General features: G+C 72.5%; 18 protein-coding genes and 1 pseudogene. 11 read left to right on the top strand and 8 right to left on the bottom strand.

What is annotated here, in order from left to right:
- Window positions 1-230 precede the first annotated feature (230 nt).
- A complete protein-coding gene (locus C1708_RS04675; RefSeq protein ID WP_106411450.1) occupies window positions 231-3014 on the bottom strand; it encodes a glycosyl hydrolase in 2784 nt (927 codons plus the stop codon).
- A gap of 599 nt (window positions 3015-3613) precedes the next feature.
- On the opposite strand from C1708_RS04675, the gene C1708_RS34320 reads away from it, so the two are divergent.
- On the top strand, window positions 3614-3802 hold the full coding sequence (locus tag C1708_RS34320) for a hypothetical protein (protein WP_198602397.1): 189 nt from the start codon (window positions 3614-3616) through the stop codon (window positions 3800-3802).
- Here the strand turns inward: C1708_RS34320 and C1708_RS04665 are convergent.
- Entirely contained in the window at window positions 3786-4598 is an 813-nt protein-coding gene (locus C1708_RS04665; protein WP_106411449.1) for a M23 family metallopeptidase, read from the bottom strand. The genes C1708_RS34320 and C1708_RS04665 overlap by 17 nt on opposite strands.
- Before the next feature lie 124 nt (window positions 4599-4722).
- Window positions 4723-5190: a MarR family winged helix-turn-helix transcriptional regulator gene (locus C1708_RS04660; protein ID WP_106411448.1), complete on the bottom strand. Its 468-nt coding sequence runs from the start codon at window positions 5188-5190 to the stop codon at window positions 4723-4725.
- A 30-nt stretch (window positions 5191-5220) separates the two neighbouring features.
- On the opposite strand from C1708_RS04660, the gene C1708_RS04655 reads away from it, so the two are divergent.
- Window positions 5221-6285, top strand: coding sequence for a bifunctional NAD(P)H-dependent oxidoreductase/GNAT family N-acetyltransferase (locus tag C1708_RS04655; RefSeq protein ID WP_106411447.1), 1065 nt, complete (start codon window positions 5221-5223; stop codon window positions 6283-6285).
- A gap of 197 nt (window positions 6286-6482) precedes the next feature.
- Here C1708_RS04655 and C1708_RS04650 read toward each other — a convergent pair whose 3' ends face one another.
- The 3 genes from C1708_RS04650 to C1708_RS35585 all read right to left on the bottom strand — a co-directional run bounded on the left by C1708_RS04650 (window position 6483) and on the right by C1708_RS35585 (window position 11718).
- Entirely contained in the window at window positions 6483-7397 is a 915-nt protein-coding gene (locus C1708_RS04650; protein WP_106411446.1) for a YceI family protein, read from the bottom strand.
- Between the two features lie 685 nt (window positions 7398-8082).
- The gene (locus C1708_RS04645; RefSeq protein ID WP_106411445.1) at window positions 8083-10941 is read right to left on the bottom strand and encodes a type 1 periplasmic-binding domain-containing protein; all 2859 of its coding nucleotides are present in this window, start codon (window positions 10939-10941) and stop codon (window positions 8083-8085) included.
- 642 nt (window positions 10942-11583) lie between these two features.
- Window positions 11584-11718 (bottom strand): hypothetical protein, encoded by a 135-nt coding sequence (locus C1708_RS35585; protein WP_274543341.1) that lies wholly within the window; start codon window positions 11716-11718, stop codon window positions 11584-11586.
- Here C1708_RS35585 and C1708_RS04640 point away from each other — a divergent pair.
- From C1708_RS04640 to betT, 3 genes are all read left to right on the top strand, one after another.
- On the top strand, window positions 11717-13195 hold the full coding sequence (locus tag C1708_RS04640) for an aldehyde dehydrogenase family protein (protein ID WP_106411444.1): 1479 nt from the start codon (window positions 11717-11719) through the stop codon (window positions 13193-13195). The genes C1708_RS35585 and C1708_RS04640 overlap by 2 nt on opposite strands.
- Window positions 13196-13282: 87 nt before the next feature.
- Window positions 13283-14854 (top strand): GMC family oxidoreductase, encoded by a 1572-nt coding sequence (locus tag C1708_RS04635; RefSeq protein ID WP_106411443.1) that lies wholly within the window; start codon window positions 13283-13285, stop codon window positions 14852-14854.
- 180 nt (window positions 14855-15034) lie between these two features.
- A complete protein-coding gene (betT, locus tag C1708_RS04630) occupies window positions 15035-17146 on the top strand; it encodes a choline BCCT transporter BetT (RefSeq protein WP_106411442.1) in 2112 nt (703 codons plus the stop codon).
- Window positions 17147-17207: 61 nt separating this feature from the next.
- On the opposite strand, the gene C1708_RS04625 is transcribed toward betT, so the two are convergent.
- A complete protein-coding gene (locus tag C1708_RS04625; protein ID WP_106411441.1) occupies window positions 17208-17813 on the bottom strand; it encodes an HD domain-containing protein in 606 nt (201 codons plus the stop codon).
- Window positions 17814-18067: 254 nt separating this feature from the next.
- Between C1708_RS04625 and C1708_RS04620 the strand changes: the two genes are divergently transcribed.
- On the top strand, window positions 18068-18613 hold the full coding sequence (locus C1708_RS04620) for a hypothetical protein (RefSeq protein ID WP_106411440.1): 546 nt from the start codon (window positions 18068-18070) through the stop codon (window positions 18611-18613).
- Between the two features lie 199 nt (window positions 18614-18812).
- Here the strand turns inward: C1708_RS04620 and C1708_RS04615 are convergent, their stop codons facing one another.
- Window positions 18813-19586, bottom strand: a complete 774-nt coding sequence (locus C1708_RS04615) for a CDP-alcohol phosphatidyltransferase family protein (RefSeq protein ID WP_106411439.1) — start codon at window positions 19584-19586, stop codon at window positions 18813-18815.
- A gap of 108 nt (window positions 19587-19694) precedes the next feature.
- On the opposite strand from C1708_RS04615, the gene C1708_RS34315 reads away from it, so the two are divergent.
- The 5 genes and pseudogenes from C1708_RS34315 to C1708_RS34830 all read left to right on the top strand — a co-directional run.
- The gene (locus tag C1708_RS34315; RefSeq protein ID WP_106411438.1) at window positions 19695-20690 is read left to right on the top strand and encodes a zinc-dependent alcohol dehydrogenase; all 996 of its coding nucleotides are present in this window, start codon (window positions 19695-19697) and stop codon (window positions 20688-20690) included.
- A 115-nt stretch (window positions 20691-20805) separates the two neighbouring features.
- On the top strand, window positions 20806-21204 hold the full coding sequence (locus C1708_RS04605; RefSeq protein ID WP_093767521.1) for a 6-pyruvoyl trahydropterin synthase family protein: 399 nt from the start codon (window positions 20806-20808) through the stop codon (window positions 21202-21204).
- Window positions 21205-21221: 17 nt separating this feature from the next.
- Window positions 21222-22451 (top strand): glycosyltransferase family 4 protein, encoded by a 1230-nt coding sequence (locus C1708_RS04600; RefSeq protein WP_241911418.1) that lies wholly within the window; start codon window positions 21222-21224, stop codon window positions 22449-22451.
- Window positions 22448-23494: a class I SAM-dependent methyltransferase gene (locus tag C1708_RS04595; RefSeq protein WP_106411437.1), complete on the top strand. Its 1047-nt coding sequence runs from the start codon at window positions 22448-22450 to the stop codon at window positions 23492-23494. The genes C1708_RS04600 and C1708_RS04595 overlap by 4 nt, the downstream gene beginning before the upstream one ends.
- Window positions 23491-24402 (top strand): annotated as a pseudogene (locus C1708_RS34830) (lysylphosphatidylglycerol synthase transmembrane domain-containing protein); the annotation flags it as partial. The gene C1708_RS04595 and the pseudogene C1708_RS34830, both read left to right, overlap by 4 nt.
- Window positions 24403-24571 lie beyond the last annotated feature (169 nt).

Here is a 24571-nt window from a genome sequence, read left to right as displayed (position 1 = left end):
CGACCGTCCGCCGTCACGGCTCCCGCGAAGTGGAGCACGGGGCCGAGCGACCACGTCCGTGCTCGGTCGAGACCGGTGAGCGGTGCGGCGTTCGGGAAACCGGCCGGTGTGGTGAAGTGATCCATGTTTCCTGCGGCGGGGAGGGAGCTGCGGCTTCCGGCCGTGACCCTGTCCCGTCCGTCCGGTGGGGACCGGCCGTCCGCCGGTCCCCACCGACAGCCCACAGCGGCTCAGCTGTACGGAATGACCAGCACGGACTTGTCCGTGCCCGTCTGCAGCTTCGCCGGGCCGTTGCCGATGGCGCTCCACACCTCCAGGCGTACCGTGCCGCCCCTGAGGTCGCTCAGGGCGCCCGTGGACGACTTGAGGCCGCGGGCCTGGGCGTACTCCTCCCAGCCCGGCACCGGGTCGGTCGCGAAGTAGTGGTACGTCTCCGTCCGGTCGAACGTGCCGTCACCGGTGAAGTCGTAGCTCACCCGCGCCTGCTGGCCGAGGCCGACCGCCGTGCCCGCGTCGACCTGGAGCCGGAAGGCGGTCTGACCGCCCGAGGACAGCGTGCCGTTGACGCCGCGCACCTCGTAGACGAGGGGCTGGTACGGGGTGCCGTCGTGGTTGGCGCCGTTCGCGGAGGGGATGGTGTCGCTGCCCGCCGTACCGCCGGACGCGGTGGTGAGGACGCCGCCGGCGCGCAGCTGGAAGGTGTTGCCGGTCGGCGGCTCCGGGTCGGGATCGGGGTCCGGGTCGGAGGAGCCGGTGCCCGTGCCGGTCGCCGTGGAACGGGCCGGTACGGACAGCTTCTTGCCGTCGGAGAAGGTCACCGTACGGGCCGCCGAACCGTGGTTGTGGGCCACGTACGTCCGGGTCGTGCCCTTGGTGAACACCGCGGAGGTCGGGATGTCACCCGTCACCGCGGCGTCCGGGGCGCCGACGGCGGCCAGGGTGTTGATCCAGTGGTAGGTGTGCGCCTTCGACTCGCCCTCCTCCGGGGTGTAACCGGCGTGGCCGGCGTCCCACTTGGCCTTGGCCGAAGCCGGGTCGGCGAAGGACTCGAACTCCCAGAGGAGGTCGCGCCACTCGACGGCGGGGCCGCCGTTCTCCCGTTCCATCTCGGCGAGGTTGCGACGGATCGCCGCCTTCTCGCCGCCGAGGTGCAGCGAACCGCCGGTCACCGGAAGGACGTTGATGCCGTGGATCTCCTCGGGGTTCGCGGTCCACCAGGTGGAGTACGCGGCGCCGCTGCCCCACACCATGCCCGCCGTGTCGTGGCCGAACGAGGACGGGAAGACCTGCTCGTCGGCGTCGAACCAGTACTGGGCGATCGACTCCGACTCCGTGGTCAGCAGGAAGGCGCCGAGGTCGCGCAGCGAGGTGTCACCGGTCGCGGAGCCCCACAGGACGAGGGCCGCGCTGAGGTTGGTGGACTCGGACGACGACTCCTGGTTGTTGCCGGCGGCGAAGCCCTGGTGTCCGGAGGCCCAGCCGTGGCCCGCGTACACGTCGAAGCCGCGCAGGAAGGGGAACGCGGAGTCGGTGCGGTTCGGGTTCGCGGTGTCCCGGACGAGCGTCTTGACCATGCCGCCCCAGGCCGAGTCCGCGGCCCAGGCCGGGTCGTACTGGGCGATGATCGCGGCCGCGTAGACGTAGTACCCGTAGTGGAAGTGGTGGTCGTTCAGCTCGGTGTCGCTGCCGTAGGAGGCGGGGTAACCGGTGAGGGTCTTCCAGTTCCTGTCGTAGCTGAACTCGTTGGCGCCGCCCGCCGTGAACCAGTCCTGCAGCCTGCCCTTCATCAGGTTCAGCATGCGGTCGCGGATACCGGTCTCACCGATCTGGTCGGCCACGGGCACGAGTTGGGCGAGACGGCCGAGCGCCTTGCCGGTCCAGTAGGTGTCGACCGCGCCGGAGAAGGGGTCGGAGGCGTTCACCACGTCGTTCAGGTAGCCGCGCAGCCGGGCGGCGTCCACGCCGTTCGACTTGGGCAGGGCGGGCAGTACCGCCGCCGCCTTCTGCGTGGTGGTGAAGGACGCCGACTCGCGGACCTTCATGGTGCCGCGCGGCGACACGTAGGTGTACGAGGTGAGCGGGTCCGTGGTGTGCAGCCACTGGTGACGGTAGAGGGCCTGGAGCGTGCCGCGCTCGGTGCCCTCCTTCGCCTCGGTGGTGAGCGTGTAGGTCGCCCTGACGGTTCCGCCGCTGTAGTTCCAGGTCACCTTGGAGTCGGTGACGAAGCTGTAGGCGTACTTCTTGAACGTCGCCAGCGCGCCGGTGTTCGGCAGCACGGCGACGGAGAAGTAGTCCTTGCCGCCGAGACCCGCGGTGACGGTGGAGCCGGAGACGTTCCAGTCGCTGCCGGTCGGGGCGAAGAGGGCGTAGTGGTGTCCGGCGACGGTGATGCCGAGGACGTTGCCCTGGTCGGCGAAGACGCTGGGCGCGCCCGCGGTGGTGATCTGTGCGTTGCCGCCGGAGCCCTTGGCGTACACGAAGGGCGAGCCGTGCCCGATGGTGGTGCGCAGGGTCCGGGTTCCGTCGGACCAGTAGGGGGTGACCGTCCAGTCGGACCAGTCGTCGGCCTTGGTGTCGGGGGAGTTGAGGCCGGTCAGTCCGATGGTCAGGTCGCGCTTGTGGGCGAACTCGTACTGGCGGCCGTCACCGGTGATCGTGGGGGTCGTCGGGTACCCGACGTCGAGTCCGCCGGCGGTGGCCTGGTAGGTGAGGGGGTGCCCGTACATGGGGGTCGAGTACGGGTTGTCGCCGTAGCGCTGGAAGGCGAGGGAGGACCACCAGTCGTTGGTGGGCACAGGGCGGTTCCGTGCGGCGGCGGTCACCTTGGGCGTGACCGGCGTACCCGTGTTGGTCGTGGGGCCGGACGTTCCGGGCGGCCGGGTGTCGGAGTAACTGCCCGCGCCTACGGGGACGGTGGCGGCGGCCGCGGGGGTGGCGGCCGGGCCCAGGCCGACGACGGCGAGGGCCGAGGCCAGCAGCAGAACGGTTGCCGGTCTGGTGCGTGGGGATGGCATGCGTCACCTCAAGTTGTGACTGGGGGAGTCTCTGAGAGCGCTCTCAGATGGCCGGAACGTAAAGCCGATGTAATGCACGTGTCAATGGCTTGAACACAACAGGCTGTCTCGGGCCCGTACTCCGTCATGTCTTCGACGACAGCGGTGAGTTGTGCCGTGGCGTGTGCGGTGGGTGCGTCCAACGGGACGGGGCCCCCGGTGACGACGGGCTCGGCCCGTCCCAAGCCGTCACCGGTACCGGCGATCCGCGCGGGGCTGGTCACGGCGTGGGCGGCCGAGCCGGCCGCTCTCCGGCGGCTGTGCGGGGGAGTGGGGCATCAGCGCATCGAGGCCGGCGAGGAGGAGGGCGAGGTCCGGTCGGGGGCGTTCCTGCCCGGCGGGGTTCTGCTCGGCCCCGCGGACGCGGTCTGGGCGCGGCTGCCTGAGACCGGACGCCACGGCACCTGGGGTGCCGCAGTGGTGCCGTGGCCGACCGGTGACGAGGCGGGTCCCGGGTCCGGGCACTACGTGGGCGCGAAGGGTGCCGGCCGCTGGTCGCTGCCGGACGGCGTGGCCCGTGACGAGCGGACCATCCGTCGATCGCCGCCTGCCTCGACGCCGTGCACCGCACGCTCGCCGAGGGCCCCGCCGACGCCATGGGCGCCGATGTGCCCGGCCGGGTGCGGGGCTGCCTGATCCGGGACGGTTCCGAGGCGCCTCTGACGGAATGCGCGTCGGAGCACCGGCGCCCGATCCGCACCCAGGAGCGACACCGCGGCACCCCGGTGGGCGTCAGCAGTTCGGAATGACCGCCCCGCCGTTGTCCCGCGCCTCGTCGTTCCCCCACCGGGACAAGTAGTACGCGGACACGTACGCCCCGCGCCCGTTCTTGCCCGCGTAGGTGACGTCGAGGTCCGTCTTCAGCCACCAGTGGTTGTACGTGCCGTTCGCGCCGCGGATCTCCTGGCCCCACACCTTGCAGTACACGTAGTTGGTGCCCGCGTTCAGCACGCCCTGCGCGTCGTTGGTGTTCGGCTGGGCGTAGCCCGTGGCGTTGGCGAAGGTGTCGACCCAGTGGCGGCCGGTGCCGCAGCCGTTGTCGCTGGTCAGGTGGTGACTGCCGTAGGAGCCTGGGTAGGCGAGGGCGGTTCCGTTGATGGTGATCCTCTGCCCGACGCCGTTGAGGAGCTGTTCGTAGTGGATGTGGGCGCCGGAGCTGTTGCCGGTGCTGCCGGTGGTGCCGATCTGCTGGCCCTGACCCACGTAGGCGCCATGGGCGACGGAGAAGGCGTTCAGGTGGAAGTAGTAGGTCTTCCAGCCGCCACCGTGGTCGATCACGATGTAGTTGCCGGCACCGTTCGCCTGGTAGTGCCGGGTGGCGGTGCCGGCGGCCGACGCGAGCACCGGCGCGCCGCTGGTCGCGCCGCCGTCGCTGCGGACGAAGTCGAGCGCCTGCCGGACCTCGGCCGAGTGGTGGCTGTACGTCCACTTCTGGCCGCAGGCGAAAGGCGCCTTGAAGAGGGGCGCCGCCTGCGCGGGTGCCGCCACGAGCAGGCTGCCCACGAGGGCCACGAGGCCGACCAGGGCGATGCGGATCGATCGCAAGGCTGTCTCCGAACTGCGACGTGCGTCGCGCGGCGATGTCAGCGGACAGGGACGGCGACCAGGATGCCGTAGTTGATGCGTTCACGACAGAGTGTCGATCCGTGCGATGCGGGGCGGATGCGCCTCACGGCTCCTCGTCGGCGATCTTCTCCGCGATCCGGCCGAGCGCCGCCAGTTCCTCCGGATCGAGCCGGTCGACGAAGTGCCGTCGCACGGAGTCGAGATGGGTCGGCGCGGCTTCCCGGAGCGTGTCCCAGCCCGTCTCCGTCAGCACCAGGAGGCAGCCCCTGCCGTCGGTGGGGTCGGGTGCGCGGCGGATGAGGTCGCGCGCCTCCATGCGGGTCGCGTGCCGGGACAGGCGGCTGCGGGACCACCCCATCTTCGTGGCCTGTTCGCGCAGGGTGCTGGTCCCGTGGGGGCGTTCGGACAGGGTGCTGAGCACCTCGTAGTCCGGCTCGGACAGACCGTGTGCGGCGAGGTCCTGCACGGTGCGGGTCTGTACCGCGATCACCATGCGGCGGTAGGCCCGCCAGGCGCGTTCCTCCTCGGCCGTGAGCCACCGGACCGCGGATTCCTCGTTGTTCGTTGACATGTAATCAATCTAGCGGCTAGTTTCGTTTCCATGACAACGAAGCGGCTTCGCATCCTCGTCCTGACGTGCAGCACCCGGCCCGGCGCGCTCGGCCCCGCCGTCGGCGGATGGCTCACCGACACCCTCGCCCCGGTCGCCGAGGGGCTCGGCGTGGACCTCGTGCCCCTGGCCATCGGCGATCTGGACCTGCCCTTCCTGGACGAGGAGGAGCACCCGTCGACCGGCGTCCACCACCACGAGCACACCCGCCGGTGGAGCCGGATCGTCGACGAGGCGGACGGGTTCGTCTTCGTCACGCCGGAGTACAACTACGGCATGCCGGCCACGCTGAAGAACGCGCTCGACTACCTCGGCCCGGAGTGGGCCTGGAAGCCCGCCGGCTTCGTCAGCTACGGTCACACCTCGGCCGGAACCCGCGCGGTCCAGCACGCCAAGCAGGTGGTGACCACGCTGCGCCTGGTCCCGCTGGGATCGACCGTCGCGATACGGATCGGCGACGCGATGCGGGACGACCGGTTCGCCCCCGAGGCACGCCACGCCGAGGCGGCCGAAGGGCTGCTGGCGGAACTGGTGCGGGTCGCCCACGCCCTCACCCCGATGCGCGAGCGCGAACGGACCGGCTCCGTGACCGGCCCGCTCCCCGGTTCCTACGCCCGGCGTCTCGGCCCGGACGACGCCGCCGAGGTGACCGTGCTGCAGCGCTGCTGCTGGATGGAGGAGGCGCTGGTCAACGACACGCTCGACATCCCCGCGCTGCACGAGACCCCGGACGATGTGCGCGCGTGGCTGGCCGACTGGGACGTCACGGGACTGTGGCGCGACGGACGGCTGCTCGGGATGGTCCGCACCCGTCGAGCCGGCGACGACCTGCACATCGGACGCCTCGCCGTCGTACCCGACCTGCGGGGACTCGGCGTGGGACGGTGGCTGCTGAGCCTTGCGGAGTCGGCAGCCGAGGGATGCCGCCGTGTCGTCCTGACCACCGGCGCCACCAGCCACCGCAACCTCGCCCTCTACCAGCGGCAGGGCTACGTCACGCTTTCCGGCGCGCGGGACGACGGAGCGGTGGATCTGGCGAAGGCCGTCGCCGTCTGAGCGGGCGCCGGATGTGCCGCCCCCGCACGGGTGAGCGGGGTGCCGCTGACCGGTGCGGGGCGGCGTCCCGTAGCGTCCGTAACGGCGACGGCGGCGAGCCGGGACGCGTTGCGCGGGCCCATGGCGCCCTCACTGACGGAGCGCTGCCCGGAGTGGTGGGAGGCCGTGAGGGGCCCCGCCCGCCGGGCGACGACAGCTCACTCCGGGGGCGTGGGGGTCTCGTGGGTGCGGTACATCGCCTGGACGTCCAGCTCCAGTTGTACGGTCGGGCCGACGACCGCGATGCCGCGGGCCAGCATCGAGCGCCAGTTGAGCGTGAAGTCCTCGCGGTGCAGCTCCGCCTTCGCCAGGGCCGCGCAGCGCAACTCCTGTTCGTAGCCGCCGTTCACCATGCCGAGGTACGTCGTGTCCAGGCCCACGGAGCGGCTGGTGCCGTGCATGGTGAGCGTGCCGTTCAGCGTCCACCGGGAACCGCCCCGGTAGGTGAACCGGGTGCTGACGAAGTCGATGTACGGGTACTGCTCGACGTCGAGGAAGTCGGCGGAGCGCAGGTGATTGTCCCGGGTCTTGTTGCCGGTGGTGATGCTGGAGGCGTCGATGCGCACCGAGACCTGGGAGTCGCCCATGTCGGGCGCGACGCGGATGCCGCCGGTGAAGCGGGTGAAGCGTCCGTGCACGTGCGCCATGCCCACGTGCTTGGCGATGAAGCGGATCGCGGTGTGCGGCGGGTCGAACAACCAGGTGCCGGGCGGCGGCAGTTCCAGTTGACGTGCGGGCAGCAGCGCGATGCGTGCCGGGGGTGGTACGGCGCCGGCGGCGATGTCGACGGTGTTGCGGACCGGGGTGAGTCCCTCCGCCGAGACCAGCACGCTGTAGGAGCCGGGCGGGAGCGCCGCCATGAACAGGCCGTACGGATCAGTGGTGCCGTGGGCGACGACCCGGTGGCTGTCCAGGGCGGTCACCGTGACATCGGCGCCGCCCAGGGGCTGTCCCACAGGATCGACGATCTCGCAGCCGTATGCGCCGGCGCCGGCCGGAAGGGGCAGCGAGATGTCCGGCGAGGTGCCGGGGGCGTTGCGGGAACGCCGACGCCGGAGCAGTCCGAGGGCCATGCGGTTCGCCTTCCTTCGTGCGTGTCACCGCCGCGAGCCCCGCACCGATGCACGTGCCCGCGGTCGCCGAGAGCCGCGGGGGTGGGTTGCAAGCGCGATGAAGTCAATGATTGAACAACCATAGATCACGTGACGTGGAGTGATCGTCGTCGAGTTCGGGCACCGCATGCCCTTGTCACGTGCTGAAATGCGAAATTCCAGCGTCCTGGCCTTTTGGGGGGCCGTGCAGCGGCCATCGACTGCGCCTGTTTTGCTTCGGTGCTGTGGCGAATGCCACAGGGGATCGCGAAGGGTTCACACGCGGCTCGCAGTCCCGTCACGAGGTCCTCACGATGCGCGGCCCGGACCGCTGTGCCGACCGGCTTCGCCTGCCCGCGCAGGAGAGGGACCGCAGGGTGGGCGAGTGTGCGGCGACGGGACGGCGTACGCGTCGGGGGAGCCGGACACCGACGGCCGGGACCGCGGCCGGGCCTGTGGGGAACCTGTCCGTGTACGGCACCAGCCGCTCCTTCCGCCTGGCCGCGCGGCAGCCGGCGGGAGAGGTGGCAGAAGCCCGGAACAGGACATCGCCCAGTCACCCGTCCTCCCCGCGGAGGCGGTGGACGCCGATGCGCGGAGGAGGTCCGAACCGCCGCGGACCGGTTCGGACCTCCTCACGCGGACAGCGCGACAACCGCCGGCCCGCTCACTCGATCGAGCATTCCCGCACCGTCAGCGGCTCCGCGCTGCCCGCCGGCCTGCTGCACAGCACCTCCGCCTTCGAGAGCCCTTCCGGCGTTCTGCGGACGCGGGCGAGGACGATGCTGTGACCGTGGCGTTCGCCGTAGAGGGGAGCGTCGGTGAAGTCGATCGTGCCGGTGGCCATCCCCTCGAGCTCGACGCTCCTCAGGTTGACCCAGGTCGCCGCCCGGCTCTGGCGTACGTCACCGAGGCTCGCCGCCCAGTACAGGGCTCGGGTGGCGTCGTGGGAGAGGGCCGTCTGACCGCTGGCGAAGCCGGGGGCGTCGTAGGTGGCCTCGCCCGGTTCGAGCCAGGGAAGGTGTTCGCCCGCGTCCTGGTAGAAGGCGGTCCCGGACGCCGCCTCCCGCAGTTCGGCCAGTGCCGCGTGGTAGAGCGTGATGCGCGGGGCCACGCCGTCCCGGCCGCCCGTACCGGAGAACTTGGCCTTGCTCAGGTCGTCCCCGGTGAGGATCGAGATCTCCCGATTGGCGCAGCCCGGTTCGACGCCCAGCTGGGTCATCAGCGGGCCGATGTCCTCGACCCGTCCCGCGAAGTAGATGACCGACGGGACGTCCTCACCGCGGCAGATGCTCTCCGCGTGCAGCCGCAGTTCGGGCTTGCCGTTCGCCACCCGGTAGGTCCGCGAGGGCAGCAGTCGGAAACCCCTGTCACGCAGCATCTCCCTTCCGTAATAAGCCTGTTCGCTGGTGTACCGGTCCTGCGACGCCTTGGTGTCGCGGGCCAGGACGAGGGCGTGCGGGGACGCGTCCTTGCCGCGGAGCTGCTGTGCGACGAGGCCGAGCGCCTCCGCCTGGTGCTCGTCGGGGGCCGCGAGGCTGAACCAGTTGGAGAAGTCCTCCGGCAGATACGTCGCCGAGTTGGTGCCCGAGACGATGGGCAGGCCCGCCGCGTGCAGTCGCCGCGTCACGGCGGGGCTGCTCTGCAGGTCGCGTCCGAAGCCGACGACGCCGACGACCGTGGGATCGCGCTCGGCGTACCGCGCGATCGCCGTGGCGGTGAAGAGCTGGTGTCCCATGTCCGCGCCGCCGTTGGCGAGCAGCACGCGTAGCTTGACGCGGTAGTTCTCGTTGACGACGCGCTGGGCGAGGTACACGCCGGCCAGCTCCTCCGCGCCCTTGACCAGGGACGGGTCCACCGTGGCCGAGCTGAGCGGACCCGCGTACACCACCGTGACATAGGCACGCGGGTGGTCGCGCGTCACCTTGTCGTTCTCGGCGTGCACCAGGTTCTCCAGGTCGCGCAGCCGCCCGCTCTCCGAGTCGGCCCCGCCCTTGAGGTGGGCGCCGAAGCGCACGCCGCCGGTCGATATGCCGACGCATTCCGTGCCGCCGCCCGGCGCCGGGCGCAGCTCGGTGTCGCGGTCGGCGGTCAGCAGGCCCGCCGAGCAGTACGTGCGGTGCAGGTCGCGGGCGTGCACGACGCCGACGGTGGCGGCCAGGGCGAGGACCAGGGCCAGGCTGTACGCCGACCACACCACCTGCGCCACGGGCGGTCGGTGCCGGGCCCGCACGCACCGCCAGTCCGCCTGCCGCAGCTGGACCAGCTCGTCATGGGGGAGCGCTATGCGCAGCACCCAGGGCAGGGCGTTGGTCCGGCTCGGCGACTGGTCGGCGCGCAGGTTTCCGGCCCATTCGTCGTACCAGTGCCGCAGTCGTTGCTGCAGGCGGGAGGGGGCGGAGCGGGGCTGGGAGCGGGGGTACTGACCGTTGGGGGGTGTGCCGGCGCCCCGGTCGAGCAGCGGCGCCTCGTCAGCGGCCACACCCGCCACGATCAGCAGGGGGTCCAGTTCGCTGCGCCGGCTGCGGACGTCGCTGACCGCCCTGATCAGCTCGATGCCCCCGTTCTCGCGGCTCACCCGGCGCAGGACGAGCACCGGTGGCCGGGTCCGCTTCAGGCCGCGCAGGTCCCAGCTCGCGCGCCGGTGGTTGTCCCGCAGGTCCTCGAAGAGCGCCAGCACGTACAGCTGGAGGGGGAAGGGGCCGCCCTCGCGCATGGCTTCGGCGACGTCGTAGGCGCGGGCCGCGATGGCATGCCAGGAGCGCAGGGGCCGCAGCAGCCGCACGCTGGTCGACTGCCGGCGGGCGGCGGACTGGAGGAACGTCGTGGTCAGGAACCACCGGCTCTCCCTGCGCAGCCACAGGAAGAGGGGAGCGCGCCCGGGCACGTGATTCAGCGCGGCCAGCAGGATCATCAGACCGGTGCCCGCGAGGACGGCGACGTACCACTCGGGACGGGTGAGCAGGGAGGTGAGTGCGCCCAGGATGCCCGCGGGGAGGAACTGCTGCACGTCGTTGAGCAGCGCCTGCCGGTTGCGGCGCGCGGGCCTGCGAGGGCGCCAGCGCTGCCGGGCGAGGATGCGGAGCAGCTGTGTCTGGGCCTGCTCACGCTGGGCGTTGCCGTCCGGCGTGCCCACCGGGGCGGTCGGCCAGTGCTCGCGCATGTCCGGGTCGTCGGTGGCGTCCTGGAGGGCCCGGACGAGACCCAGGCGGGGGAAGGAGTAAGGGCGGTAGGACGCGGAACGGTCGCCCCACTTCCGGCTGTCGCCGAGGTCGCGCAGAAGCCGTACGGCCTGGGCGCTGGGGTCGAGGTCGCCCGGCGGCGGCTCGGTGGGGGCGACGGCCAGGCGCGTGCCGTGACTCTGCTGGCCTTCGCGCAGCTCGTCGACCAGCTCCGTCACGCGGTCGTCGTCGGCGGCGTCCTCCGCGTGCAGCACGATCACCGGCATCGGGGGGTCGCCCGTCCGGAAGTCCTGGATCAGCGACTCCAGTTGCCGCTGGACGTCGATCCCCGCCCCTGTCGACATGCCCGGGTGACCTCCCGGACAGTCCTGTGGGAACATCTGGTCCCGGCCGAGCATGGACACCCCCCGCTGTCGTACGACACACGTGTCACAAGCGCCTAGCGAGGATAACGCTTGCCTCGGACAACCGGTGCTGCTGAAGGGGTGATCGGTTCCGGGCCGGGCGCCGGCCGGGGATGCCCCTGCCGTGCGGCCGCCCCGACCACGGATCGACACCCCCGGCCGCGCGAAGGTTCTGTGCGGCGAGGGGCGGGTGAAGGAGACCGCTGGTCACCGAGCGTTCAACGTCCCGACCGGATTCTCCGCGTGGGTGGCCGCATCCTGCGCCTTCCCGGTGCATCCGAGGACCACGGGGGCCTTTTCCGGTCAGGGCGGGACCAGGGGGACAGCGGTCCGCCGGGCGGGGGAGGACGTTTCCACTCGTGAGCGAGCCGGTCCGACGCAAGGGGAGTGCTCGCCCCGCGAGTACGCGATGTGCGCGGGGCCGGTCGCTGCGTTCCGGCCAGCCGCGCGGCGCGGGGAGCGGGGTGCGCACCGCGCTCCATGAGGGGAAGCGAAGGCGCCCCGGGCGTGGCCTTGCTCATGGTCGCCGCCGAAGACCTGCGCGGAAGGCGTGGAACCTCAGGGCCGGCGCCGGCCCTTCCGTCACCCGCCCGGCTCACCCCGCCACCCGTCCGCGACGATCACCGCGCGCCCCGACGCGTCCCCCCGCACCATGGGCGTGCTGCCGGCCGGCAGCCCGAGCCGGTACCGGTCGGATGCGAAGGAGGCGCCCGCCATGGGTGAGCTGTACATCGACGGGGAGTGGACGAGCGCCGCCGGCGGAGAGCGGCGGGAGGTGATCAATCCGTACGACGCCTCCGTCGTCACCACCGTCGACGAGGCGGATGCCACCGACGTGGACCGGGCGGTGCGGGCCGCCCGCCGTGCCTTCGACGAGGAGGACTGGGCGAACGCCCCCACCCGGCGCCGTGCCGACCTGCTGATGCGGGTGCACGACCTGCTGCTGCGCGACATCGACGAGATCGCCCGCACCGAGACCCTCGACACCGGCAAGACGCTGACCGAGGGCCGCTTCGACGTGGAGGACGTGGCGAACGCCTTCCGCTACTTCGCGGAGCTGGCCGGCAAGGACGGCGGGCGGGTCGTGGACGTCGGGCCCGGCGTCCTCAGCCGGGTCGTCTACCAGCCGGTCGGAGTCTGCGCGCTCATCGCGCCCTGGAACTACCCGCTGCTGCAGGCCTCGTGGAAGGTGGCGCCCGCCCTGGCGGCCGGCAACACCATCGTTCTCAAGCCCAGCGAGACCACCCCGCTCACCACGATCGCCCTGTTCCGGCTGATCGAGGAGGCGGGCGCCCCGCGCGGTGTCGCCAACCTGGTGCTCGGCTCGGGCGCGACCGTCGGCGCGGCCATGACCTCCCACCCCGAGGTCGACCTGGTGTCCTTCACCGGAGGTCTGGCCACCGGGCGCGCCATCATGGCGGCCGCGGCCGAGGGGCCGAAGAACATCGCCCTCGAACTCGGCGGCAAGAACCCCCACATCGTGTTCGCCGACGCCGACTTCGAGGCCGCCGTCGACTACGCGCTGGACGCCGCCTTCCTGCACGCCGGGCAGGTCTGCTCCGCCGGGTCCCGCCTGCTGGTGGAGGACTCGCTGCACGACCGCTTCGTCGAGGCCTTCGCCGAGCGGGCCCGTCACATCCGGCTCGGCAACGGCCTGGAGGAGGGCACCGAGAGCGGACCGCTCAGCTCCGCCGAGCACCGGGAGAAGGTCGAGCGCTACATCGCCATCGGCAAGGAGGAGGGAGCCCGGCTCGTCACCGGCGGCACCCGCCCCGACGACCCCGCCCTGAGCCGCGGTTACTTCCTGCTGCCGACGATCTTCGCCGACTGCGACCGGTCCATGCGCATCGTGCAGGAGGAGGTGTTCGGGCCGGTCGTCACCGTCGAACGGTTCCGCACCGAGGACGAGGCCGTGGAACTCGCCAACGACACCCGCTACGGACTGGCCGGCGGGGTCTGGACCTCCGAGGCCGGCCGCGCGCAGCGCGTCGCGCAGCGGCTGCGGCACGGCACCGTGTGGATCAACGACTTCCACCCCTACGTACCGCAGGCCGAATGGGGCGGCTTCGGGCGCTCCGGCGTCGGGCGTGAGCTCGGGCCCACGGGCCTGCGCGAGTACCAGGAGGCCAAGCACATCTACCAGAACCTCAACCCGGGGCCCTCCGGCTGGTTCAAGGGCAGCAGCGGCGGCTGAGCCGTCAACACCGGCTCCCCGGCCCGTCCGAGCCGCGGCACGCCGCCTCCTGCCCCCTCACCCGACGGCTCCGAAGAAAGGCAGCCCATGGCCTCCACCACCCCTCACGGCGCGGAGTCGGACTACGACTACGTCATCGTCGGCGGCGGTACCGCCGGATGTGTGCTCGCCGCCCGTCTCAGCGAGGACCCCGACTGCCGCGTCTGCGTCATCGAGGGCGGCCCCACCGACGTGGGCGACGACCGCATCCTGCGCCTGCGCAACTGGATCAACCTGCTCGGCTCGGAGTTCGACTACGGCTACACCACCGTCGAACAACCGCGTGGCAACTCGCACATCCTGCACTCGCGGGCCCGCGTCCTGGGCGGCTGCTCCTCCCACAACACCCTGATCAGCTTCCTGCCGCTGCCGCAGGACCTCGACGACTGGGTGGCCGCCGGCTGCACCGGCTGGGACCCGGACACGATCCTGCCGTACCGCGACCGGCTGCAGACCAAGATCGTGCCGGTGGCGGAGGCCGACCGGAACCCCATCGCCAAGGACTTCGTCACCGCCGCCGCCCGCGCCACCGGCGTCCCCGTCATCGACGACTTCAACGCCGAGCCCTTCGCCGACGGCGCCGGCTTCTTCTCCCTCGCCTACGAGCCGGAGGGCAACCTGCGCTCCTCCGCCTCCGTCGCCTATCTGCACCCCGTCCTCGACCGTCCCAACCTCACGCTGATGCTGGAGACATGGGCGCACCGGCTGCTCACCGACGAGGCGGGACGGCTGACCCGGGTCGCGGTGCGCGGCGCCGACGGCGAGCCCGCCACCGTACGCGCCCATCGTGAACTGCTGCTGTGCGCCGGGGCGATCGACACCCCGCGGCTGCTGATGCTGTCCGGCATCGGCCCGGCCGACGACCTGCGCCGCCTCGGCATCGAGGTCGGCATCGACCTGCCGGGCGTGGGGGAGAACCTGCTGGACCACCCCGAGTCGGTGATCGTCTGGGAGACCCGCGGCCCGCTGCCGCCCAACTCCGCGATGGACTCCGACGCCGGTCTCTTCCTGCGCCTGGACAAGGGACAGCCGCGTCCCGACCTGATGTTCCACTTCTACCAGGTGCCGTTCACCGTCAACACCGAACGGCTCGGCTACCCGGTTCCCGAGCACGGGGTGTGCATGACGCCGAACGTGCCGCGTGCCCGCTCCACCGGCCGCATGTGGCTGCGCAGCGCGGACCCGTCCGAGCATCCCGCCCTGGACTTCCGCTACTTCACCGACCCCGAGGGCCACGACGAGCGCACCGTCGTCGAAGGGCTCAAGCTGGCCCGCGAGGTCGCCGCCACCGATCCGCTGAAGGACTGGCTGGTCCGCGAGGTCGCGCCCGGCCCGTCCGTCACCTCCGACGCCGACCTGTCGGAGTACGGCCGCCGCGTCGCGCACACCGTGTACCACCCGGCGGGCACCTGCCGGATGGGCGCGGCCGACGACCCGACGGCCGTGTGCGACCCGGAGCTGCGGCTGCGCGGCGCCGAGGGCGTGCGCATCGTCGACGCCTCGGTGTTCCCGACGATGCCCACCATCAACCCCATGGTGACGGTGCTGCTCGCCGCCGAACGCGCCGCCGACCTCATCACCGGGCGCCGCGGACCGTCCGGCCGGGAAACGACGCGGTGACCGGTCCGCGGCCCTCCGCGACCAGTGAGAACCTCTCGGCCGGACGCGCCGTGGTGACGGCGGGCCGGTTGGGTATGTGCGCCTCGGTGGCCGGAAATCGTCCGGGCGCCCGCGCCGCGGACCGGGCATCGGGTGCGGCGGCAGGCAGCTGAGGCCGAGAAGGAGTGCGACGTGTCGACCATGGGAGACAGGAGTCCCGGAACCCCGGAGGAGTCGCCGCTCGCGGACGCCCCGACGGGCCCGGTGCGGATCAAGCCCGTCGTCTTCTTCGGGGCGGCGCTCCTCGTCCTCGCGATCTCCCTGTGGGCGATCATCACCCCGTCGGGCGCGGAGCATGTCATCGGTGTCGCGGTCGGCAAGATCTCCCACTGGTTCGGCTGGTACTACTTCCTCGCGGCGACCCTCTACCTGGTGTTCGTCATCTTCATCGCCGCGTCCAAGTACGGCACCGTCAAGCTCGGCCCCAAGCACTCCAAGCCCGACTACGGCCTCTTCACCTGGGGCTCGATGCTGTTCGCGGCGGGCATCGGCATCGACCTGATGTTCTTCTCGGTGTCCGGACCCGTCAGCCACTACCTCGCGCCGCCCGAGGGCGACCCGGAGACGCTCGAGGCCGCCCGGCAGGCGGTCGTGTGGACGCTGTTCCACTACGGCATCACCGGCTGGGGCATGTACGCGCTGATGGGCATGGCGCTCGGCTACTTCTCCTTCCGGTACCGGCTGCCGCTCGCCATCCGCTCCGCGCTCTACCCGATCATCGGACGCCGCATCCACGGCCGGATCGGCGACACCGTCGACCTCGCGGCCATCATCGGCACGGTCTTCGGCATCGGCGTGACCCTCGGCATCGGCGTGGTGCAGCTCAACTACGGCCTCAAGGCGCTCTTCGGCATCCCCGAAGGACTGGCCGCGCAGATCGCCCTCATCGTCATCGCGGTGGGCATGGCGACCGTGTCCGCGGTGTCCGGCGTCGACAAGGGCATCCGCCGCCTGTCGCAGCTCAACATCCTGCTCGCCGCCCTGCTGATGTTCTACATCCTCGTCGTCGGCCAGCCGTTCCGGCTGCTCAACGCCGTCGTCCAGAACGTCGGCGACTACGTCAGCGGCTTCCCGTCGATGACCCTCAACACCTTCGCCTACGACCAGCCCACCGAGTGGCTCGACGCGTGGACGCTGTTCTTCTGGGCCTGGTGGGTCGCCTGGGCGCCGTTCGTCGGACTGTTCCTGGCGCGCATCTCCCGAGGCCGCACCCTGCGCGAGTTCGTCGCGGCGACGCTGGTCATCCCGTTCCTCTTCACCGGGCTCTTCCTGGCGATCTTCGGCAACAGCGCCCTGTTCCTGGTGCGCGACGGCAACGCCGAGTTCGGCGAAACCGCCATGAACGTTCCCGAGCAGGGCTTCTACAGCCTGCTCGACCAGTTCCCCGGCTTCATGTTCAGCGCCGGACTCGCCACCTTCGTCGGCCTGCTGCTGTACGTCACCTCGGCCGACTCCGGCGCCCTGGTGATGGGCAACCTCAGCGCCGACCTGCCCACCCCGATGACCGACGCGCCGACGTACCTGCGCATCTTCTGGGCGGTGGCGACCGGCCTGCTCACCCTCGCGATGCTCATCGTGGGCGGTGTGCAGGCGCTCACCAACGCCACCATCATCATGGGCCTGCCCTTCTCCTTCGTGATGTTCCTGATCATGGCGGGGCTCTATCTGGCCCTGCGCACCGAGAGAATGAAGGCCGAGGCCCGCGTCAGCACGCTGCCCGGCTCGCTCTCCGGACGCACGCACCACGGCCTGCCGGGCGTGCCGAACTGGCGGCACCGGCTGGCGCGCGCGATGGCGTTCCCCGGCCGGCGCGCGGCGGCGCGGTTCGTGGACCAGGTGGCCCGGCCCGCCTTCCAGGAGGTGGCGCACGAACTGCGGCAGCAGGGAGCCGAGGCGGAGGTGGTGGAGGGAACCGTCGAGGAGAACGGCCTCACCCACGTCGGCCTGCGCGTGCCGGTCGGCGACGGCGAGGTGTTCGTCTACGAGGTCTGGCCCGTGGAACGGCCCACCCCCGCCTTCGCCACCCGGTCGGTCGGCGAGCACGACACCTATGTGCGGTTCGAGGTGCGGCTCGCCGAGGGCAACCAGGACTACGACGTGATGGGATACGCCAAGGAGCAGCTCATCGCCGACAGCCTCGACCAGTACGAGCGGTACCTGGAGTTCCTGCGGTTGCGCGACGAGGCGTCCACCCGCTCCAGCCTCCCCGACCACCGCCCGGACGCACCGGACGCGCACCTGCCGGAGGAGTGAGGGACCGGGCGGGGCGGCTCGCTCCGGGCCGCCTCGCCCGGACGTTCTGTACGGCCCCCCGTCAACTGCTGACGGGCGGCCGTACCACGTGCGGGGTGAGACGGGCGAGGTCCGGGTCGCCGAACTCGTCGCGCAGGGCCTGGAAGGCGGTCACCTTCTCCTCGCCGAAGCGGCGGACCTGGGCGGCGTAGGCATCGGGGGAGAGGAACCGCGTGGGGCGCGACTTGGAGTGGAACTTGTCCGCGTACATCACCAGCCGCTCCTCCGCCGTCTCCGCCAGGTAGTCGGCGGGCGGGACGGGGAGGTTCTGGCTCACGACGTCTTCCCGGGTCAGTCCGACCCCGGTGTGGTGGGAGCAGAAGCGGCACAGGGCAGCGGGGAAGCCCTCGCCCTCCAGGATCTCCTGGCCGAGCAGGCCGTGCCGGATGTAGTTCTCGTGGTCCAGCCGTCCGTCCTCGCCGTAGAGGCGGTAGACGCCGATGTCGTGCAGGAGGCAGCCGGCCCGGACCAGTCCGGCGTCGAGGTGGGCGAGGCGCGGCGACGCCAGCAGTTGCTCGGCGACGCTCCAGACGATCTCGCAGTGGCGGTGGACGGAGGCGAACGCCTCGGCCGTCGGCGCGTGCTTCTCGTGCAGCGCGCGGATCTCTTCGGGTCCCGGAATCCTCACCCGGGGAGCGTAACAACCGCAGGTGGGAGCGGGCGGGGGAGTTTCCGGCGGGCGGAAGAGATCCCGAGCGGGGGGAAGAGATCCCGAGCGGGGGAGGAGTTCACGAGAGGGCGGAGGAGTTCCCCGCCGCTGCCCTTTTCACGCGATCCGGTGATAAGGAGCGAAGCGGGCACGTGGCGGCCGTGCGGGCCGTTCGACGGGGTGACGGGGGCGGTCGTCGTCTCCGTGGGACACCGACGACGGGGGGAGACACCATGAGCCTGCAGTTCATGCGGAACGCGGACGGCACGGTCACCGGACGCAACGAGACCAACGGCTTCACCGTGACCCACGCCGACGAGGAGGAGGTGAAGCGGCAGTTGTACGAGGACGCGGGGTGGGAGTACACGCCCCCGCCGCCCCCGGTCCGGCCGGGAAGTCATCGCTTCGTGCTGGTGCACGAGGAGGACGGAGGCTGCGGCTTCGGGGACGAGCGGTACGCGGGGCTGCGCGCGAGGCCGCCCGAAGGGTGCGTGCCCGCGGACCACGGGCACTTCGCCCTGGAGTGCGAGCGTCCCGGGAAGACGCTGCTGGACGCCGTCGCCGGCACGGTCGCAGAGGTCCGCCGCGACCACGGGGTGGTGATGAACAGCCTGGGGGTGGCCGACGGACCGGGGAAGTGGCTCGATGCCGAGGGACGGGACGGTGACGCCCCCGAGGAGGTGGCGCACCTGGTGCTGACGGCCGCCCACCGGTCGAGACGGCTCGGGTACGGGCGGAAGGAGCTGGTACGGCTGCTGGACGCCACGGGGATCGAGTAGCCGGGCGGCTCGCGGGCGCCGGCTGGCGGGCATGCGGTCGAGGGCCGTCGGCTGAGGGAGGCGGTCGACGACGTCAGCACGGTGAGGCCGGCCGGTGACGTCAGCTCGGTGAGATCGGCCAGGTGCCGCCGGCCCGGTGACCTCGGCTCCGTGACGCCTGCTCGATGACGTCACCGGACTGACGTCAGCTCGGGTGGCCTCAGCCCGCCACGAGTTCGCGCGGTGCCCTGTGCATGGTCGTCGCCGGGGCCGTCCGCGTCGCCCGGTGCGTGCGGAACAGCCACAGCACGTCACGGCCGAACGACCACACCAGCAGGCCGAGGGCCAGCGCCACGATGCCGGTGTTCACCAGGTGAGGAAGGAGCGCGGAGGCCGCCACCAGCAGCAGGACGCCTTGGAGCGCGGCCACCGTCTTGCGGGCCGTGCTGGGAGGGAGCGGCGCGGTCAGCCAGGGCCAGACGCGGGCCGCAGCGACGAACACGTAGCGCATGGCGCCGATCAGCAGCACCCAGGGGCCCGTCGCCATCGACACGTACACGCTGAGCACCAGGATCAGGAAGGCGTCGACCTCCATGTCGAAGCGGGCGCCCAGCGGGGTGGAGGTGCCGGTCCTGCGGGCGACCTTGCCGTCGACGCCGTCGAGGACGAGGGCGACGGCCGTCAGGCCGACGAAGAGGGAGACAGGGGGTGTGTCCTGGAAGGAGTCCGCCACCAGCGCGGTCACCCCGCCGACGAGGGTGGCCCGGCCGAGGGTGACCCGGTTCGCCGGCCCGAAGGTGCGCGACCCCGCCCGGTGCAGGGCCCGGGACAGCACCGCCCAGGTGGCGGTCGCGAACACGAGGCCCGTGACCCACCCCGCGGGGCCCATGCCGATCGTGGTGCCGATCAGGGCCAGCAGCAGGATCTGCACGCCCGCCCCCAGGGCGGTCTCCTGCTGGACGAGCCTCGCGTCGTACGTGTTGTTCAGGGCCACCGAACACCCTCCGGCCGTGTGACAGAGTCGATCAGCGCCGCTACCTTGTGCGCGGCCTGTGCACCACTCGGTACGCGCGCAGGATCCCGATCGTTCAGGAGGACTTCGATGAACCGCGTCGCACGTGCGTTCTGGCTCGACTCGCCTGGCCGGGGGGAGATCCGTGACGTGGACCTGCCGGAGCCGGGCCCGGACGAGGTTCTGGTGCGCGCCCTGTACTCGGGGGTGAGCCGTGGCACGGAGACGCTCGTGTTCCGCGGGGGTGTGCCGGAGAGTCAGCACACCGCGATGCGGGCGCCGTTCCAGGAGGGTGACTTCCCGGCGCCGGTGAAGTACGGCTACCTGAGTGTCGGCGTGGTCGAGGAGGGGCCCGGGTCGCTCACCGGGCGGACGGTGTTCTGCCTGTACCCGCACCAGACGCGGTACGTGGTGCCTGCGGCGGCCGTGACGCCGGTGCCCGCGTCGGTGCCGGCCGGGCGGGCGGTGCTCGCCGGCACCGTGGAGACCGCCGTCAACGCCCTGTGGGACGCGGCGCCCCTGGTCGGCGACCGGATCGCCGTGGTCGGCGGCGGGATGGTCGGCTGCTCGGTGGCCGCGCTGCTCGCCCGCTTCCCCGGCGTGCGCGTCCAGCTCGTCGACGCCGACCCGGCGCGGGCGAAGACCGCCGAGGCCCTCGGCGTGGACTTCGCCCTGCCCGCGGACGCCGACGGGGAGTGCGACCTGGTGGTGCACGCCAGCGCCACCGAACAGGGACTCGCCCGCGCGCTGGAACTGCTCCGGCCCGAGGGCACCGTCGTCGAGCTCAGCTGGTACGGCGACCGGAAGGTGAACGTGCCGCTGGGCGAGGCGTTCCACTCCCGGCGGCTGACCGTCCGGGGCAGCCAGGTCGGCACCGTCTCCCCGGCCCGCGCGCACCGCGGCTACGGGGACCGTCTCGCCCTCGCCCTCGACCTGCTCGCCGACCCTGCCCTCGACGCCCTCGTCACCGGTGAGTCGCCCTTCGAGGAACTGCCCGACGTCATGCCCCGCCTCGCCTCCGGCGACGTCCCCGCACTGTGCCACCGGGTGCGCTACGGCGACCCCGGACCCGGCGCACACGCCTGACCTGAGAAAAGACGCGACACGCGCTGAACACGGGAAGGAAGCCAGCCGTACTACTCGACATCCCCGCCTCTCAGACCGGCGGGGAACAGACGCGCCGCACCTGGAGGGTCGTCCGTTGTTCAGCATCACCGTCCGCGATCACATCATGATCGCCCACAGCTTCCGCGGCGAGGTCTTCGGACCGGCCCAGCGCCTGCACGGAGCCACGTTCCTCGTGGACGCCACCTTCCGGCGTGAACAGCTGGACGAGGACAACATCGTCGTCGACATCGGCCTGGCCACACAGGAACTCGGGGCCGTCGTCGGCGAGCTGAACTACCGCAACCTCGACAACGAACCCGACTTCGCCGGGGTGAACACGTCCACCGAGTACCTGGCCAAGGTCATAGCCGACCGGCTCGCCGAACGCATCCACAAGGGAGCGCTCGGGGAGGGAGCCAAGGGCATCGCGCGGATCGCCGTCACCCTGCACGAGTCGCACATCGCCTGGGCGAGTTACGAGCGTGCGCTGTGACCGACACGGCCTTCGACATGCCCGGGACGACGACCGGCAGGACGCGCGACACGACCACCAGGACGGCAGGCCGCAGCGGCGCCGGCCGCCTGGACTACGTGCCCGTGCAGGCGTCCTTCCGGAGGAACGGCGGGATCACCCCCATGTCCCTGCGCTCCGCGCACTTCGTCATGCCGGGCGGGGTCGACGACCCGTCCGCCCCCAGCGGCGGCAACGCCTACGACCGGCGCGTGTGCCTGGACCTGCCCGGCTTCGGCTGGCAGGCGCACCGGCACCCGGTGGCCGGTGACTGGCCCCGCCCCGACGCCGCCGCCCGCGCCGAACTCGCCCGCACCCTGCGCGCACTCCCCGACGGCGCGGTCGTCCTGCTCGACGGGCTGGTCGCCTGCGGGGTGCCGGAGATCATCGTCCCCGAGGCGGAGGAGGGACGCCTGCGCATGGCGGTGCTCGTCCACCTGCCGCTCGGCGACGAGACCGGCCTGGACGCGGCCGTCGCCGCCGAACTGGACGCCCGCGAACGCGCGGTGCTGCGGGCCGTGCCCGCCGTCGTCGCCACCAGCGAGTGGGCGGTGCGCCGGCTCGTCTCCCACCACGGACTCGCCCCCGAGCGGGTCCATGTCGCCGCCCCCGGCGCCGACATCGCGCCCCTCGCGCCCGGCACCGACGGCGTCTCGCACCTGCTGTGCGTCGCCGCGGTGACCCCGCGCAAGGGCCAGCACCGGCTGGTGGAGGCGCTGGCCGCGGTGACCGACCTGCCGTGGACCTGCTCCCTGGTCGGCGGCCTCGCCCACGACCCCGAGTACGTGACCCACCTGCGCGGCCTCATCCGCCGACACGGCTTGGAGGACCGGCTGGAGCTGACCGGCCCGAAGACCGGCGCCGCACTCGACGCCGTGTACGCCACCGCAGACCTGATGGTCCTCACCTCCTACGCGGAGACCTACGGCATGGCCGTCACCGAGGCCCTCGCCCGCGGCATCCCGGTGCTGGCGACCGACGTCGGCGGGCTGCCCGAGGCCGTCGGCCGCGCCCCCGACGGCGGGGTGCCCGGCATCCTCGTCCCGCCGGAGAACCCGGCCGCGATCGCCGCCGAACTGCGCGGCTGGTTCGGCGAGGCCGACGTGCGACGGCGGCTGAAGACGGCCGCCCGCGGGCGGCGGGCCGCGCTCGGCGGCTGGGCCGGCACCGCACAGAGCCTCGCGGGAGTCCTGCGCCGGCTCCCCACCGCGTCCGGGGAGGCGGCATGACACGACCGACCACCCCCCAGCCCGCCGCCGCGATCCCGGCCCAGCCCGGACCCCGGGACGTCACCGACGCGGCACCCGCGACACCAGGGGGCGACATGGCACCCAGCGGCTCCACGGACGGCGCGTCGGTCATCCCCGGCGCCGGACCCGCCGGACCCCGCCCCGGCGAGCGGGCCACCGTGCGGCTGCGGGGCACCGGCGAGGAGGAGCCGCCCCGCTACGCGCCCGAGTGGCTCCAGCTGCGCGAACCGGCCGACGCCGCCGCCCGCTCGTGCGACCTGCTGGACCCGCTGCGCATCCGGCTCGCCAACCTGCCCGGACGGGCCGGCGGCGGTCTCGTCGTGCACGACATCGGCTGCGGCACCGGCTCCATGGGCCGCTGGCTGGCGCCCCGTCTGGACGGCACCCAGCACTGGGTGCTGCACGACCGCGACCCCTACCTGCTGCACTTCGCGGCCGTCGCCTCCCCGCGCTCCGCCGCCGACGGCAGCCACGTGACCGTCGAGACCCGGCGCGGCGACGTCGCCCGGCTCACCTCCGACGCGCTGTCCGGCGCCTCCCTGGTGACGGCGTCCGCCCTGCTCGACGTCCTCACCCGCGAGGAGGTCGGCGCGCTGGCCGCCGCCTGCGCGGGAGCCGGATGTCCGGCGCTGCTCACCCTGTCGGTGGCCGGACGCGTGGAGCTGACGGAGCCGCACCCGATGGACGCGGAGGTCACCGAGGCGTTCAACGCCCACCAGCGCCGCGGCGGCCTCCTCGGCCCGGACGCGGTCACCGTCGCCGCCGAGGCGTTCACCGGGCACGGCGCGACCGTACGGCTGAATCCCAGCCCGTGGCGGCTCGGCCCGGAGCAGGCCGCGCTGACCGAGCAGTGGCTGCGCGGCTGGGTCGGAGCGGCGGTCGAGGAACGGCCGGACATGGCGAAGCGTGCCGACGCCTACCTGACCGAGCGGCTCGAAGCCTGCGCGGCAGGGGAGTTGCGGGCGGTCGTGCACCACACCGACCTGCTCGCCCTGTGCCGGCCGGTGGACGGCGGCGCATGAGCACGCACACGGGGGAGACGGCCGAGGCGGAGGAGCCCTCGACGGGGCCGTCGGCGGCCGGGCGCGGCGCCCGCCGCCCGCTCCGGCGGCTCGGCAGCCCCGCCGTGCGCACCCGCCTGGGCTCCCTCGCCGGTGTGCTCATCCTCGCCGTGCTGTTCTGGCGGCTCGGCACCGGCGCCTTCGTGGACGGGGTGCGGCGCATCGACGGGCCCGCGCTGGCCGCCGCCCTCGGCATCGGGCTGCTGACCACGGCGTTCAGCGCCTGGCGCTGGGCGCTCGTGGCGCGCGGCATCGGCATCGGGCTGCCGTTCGGCGCGGCCGTGGCGGACTACTACCGGTCCCTGTTCCTCAACGCGGCGCTGCCCGGCGGCGTCCTGGGCGATGTGCACCGAGCCGTCCGGCACGGCCAGGACGCCGGTGACCTCGGGCGGGGGATACGGGCGGTGGTGCTGGAGCGGACGGCCGGTCAGCTCGCGCTGTTCGCCGCCGGGGGAGTGGTCCTGCTGACCGTGCCGTCCCCGGTCCACGACCAGGTGCGGCAGGCCGCCCCGCCGGCCGGGCTCGGCCTGCTGGGGGCGTGCGCGGTGGTGCTGGCCCTGCGGATGGACCGGGCGCCGTCCGGGCTGAAGCCGCGGGCCGTACGCGGAATGCTCGCCGAGGCGCGGCAGGTCCTGTTCTCACGGAGCACCGCGCCGGGCGTGCTCGTCTCGTCCGTGGTGGTCCTCGCCGGGTACGTCGCCATGTTCGTCCTCGCCGCGGACGTCGCCGGGGCCGGGGCGTCGGTGACGGAGCTGCTGCCGCTGGCGGTGCTGGCGCTGCTGGCGATGAGCCTGCCGCTGAACGTGGGCGGCTGGGGGCCGCGCGAGGGCGTCACCGCCTGGGCGTTCGGCGCGGCGGGGTTCGGCGCGGGACAAGGGCTGACGGTCGCCCTGGTGTACGGCGTGCTCAGCCTGGTGGCCAGCCTGCCGGGCGCGGCGGTGCTGGTGGCCCGGTGGTACGCGGCGGTCCGCGCCCGCCGCGCGGCGGACCCCGCACGGCCCGCACCACAGTCCCCGGCCGTTCCCCGGCCCCGCCCGC

The organism is Streptomyces sp. DH-12 (assembly GCF_002899455.1).
GTDB lineage: Bacteria > Actinomycetota > Actinomycetes > Streptomycetales > Streptomycetaceae > Streptomyces.
This window is presented reverse-complemented; position numbering and strand designations above follow the sequence as displayed.

Bases quoted from the DNA above. Each gene is read 5' to 3' on its own strand.
- C1708_RS04650 (WP_106411446.1), bottom strand. From the start codon at position 7,397: ATGGCCCTCGGACTGCTCCGGCGTCGGCGTTCCCGCAACGCCCCCGGC.
- C1708_RS04620 (WP_106411440.1), top strand. From the start codon at position 18,068: ATGAGCCTGCAGTTCATGCGGAACGCGGACGGCACGGTCACCGGACGC.
- betT (WP_106411442.1), top strand. From the start codon at position 15,035: ATGGGAGACAGGAGTCCCGGAACCCCGGAGGAGTCGCCGCTCGCGGAC.
- C1708_RS04640 (WP_106411444.1), top strand. From the start codon at position 11,717: ATGGGTGAGCTGTACATCGACGGGGAGTGGACGAGCGCCGCCGGCGGA.
- C1708_RS35585 (WP_274543341.1), bottom strand. From the start codon at position 11,718: ATGGCGGGCGCCTCCTTCGCATCCGACCGGTACCGGCTCGGGCTGCCG.
- C1708_RS04655 (WP_106411447.1), top strand. From the start codon at position 5,221: ATGACAACGAAGCGGCTTCGCATCCTCGTCCTGACGTGCAGCACCCGG.
- C1708_RS04645 (WP_106411445.1), bottom strand. From the start codon at position 10,941: ATGTCGACAGGGGCGGGGATCGACGTCCAGCGGCAACTGGAGTCGCTG.
- C1708_RS34315 (WP_106411438.1), top strand. From the start codon at position 19,695: ATGAACCGCGTCGCACGTGCGTTCTGGCTCGACTCGCCTGGCCGGGGG.
- C1708_RS04635 (WP_106411443.1), top strand. From the start codon at position 13,283: ATGGCCTCCACCACCCCTCACGGCGCGGAGTCGGACTACGACTACGTC.
- C1708_RS04675 (WP_106411450.1), bottom strand. From the start codon at position 3,014: ATGCCATCCCCACGCACCAGACCGGCAACCGTTCTGCTGCTGGCCTCG.
- C1708_RS04595 (WP_106411437.1), top strand. From the start codon at position 22,448: ATGACACGACCGACCACCCCCCAGCCCGCCGCCGCGATCCCGGCCCAG.
- C1708_RS04600 (WP_241911418.1), top strand. From the start codon at position 21,222: ATGCCCGGGACGACGACCGGCAGGACGCGCGACACGACCACCAGGACG.
- C1708_RS04660 (WP_106411448.1), bottom strand. From the start codon at position 5,190: ATGTCAACGAACAACGAGGAATCCGCGGTCCGGTGGCTCACGGCCGAG.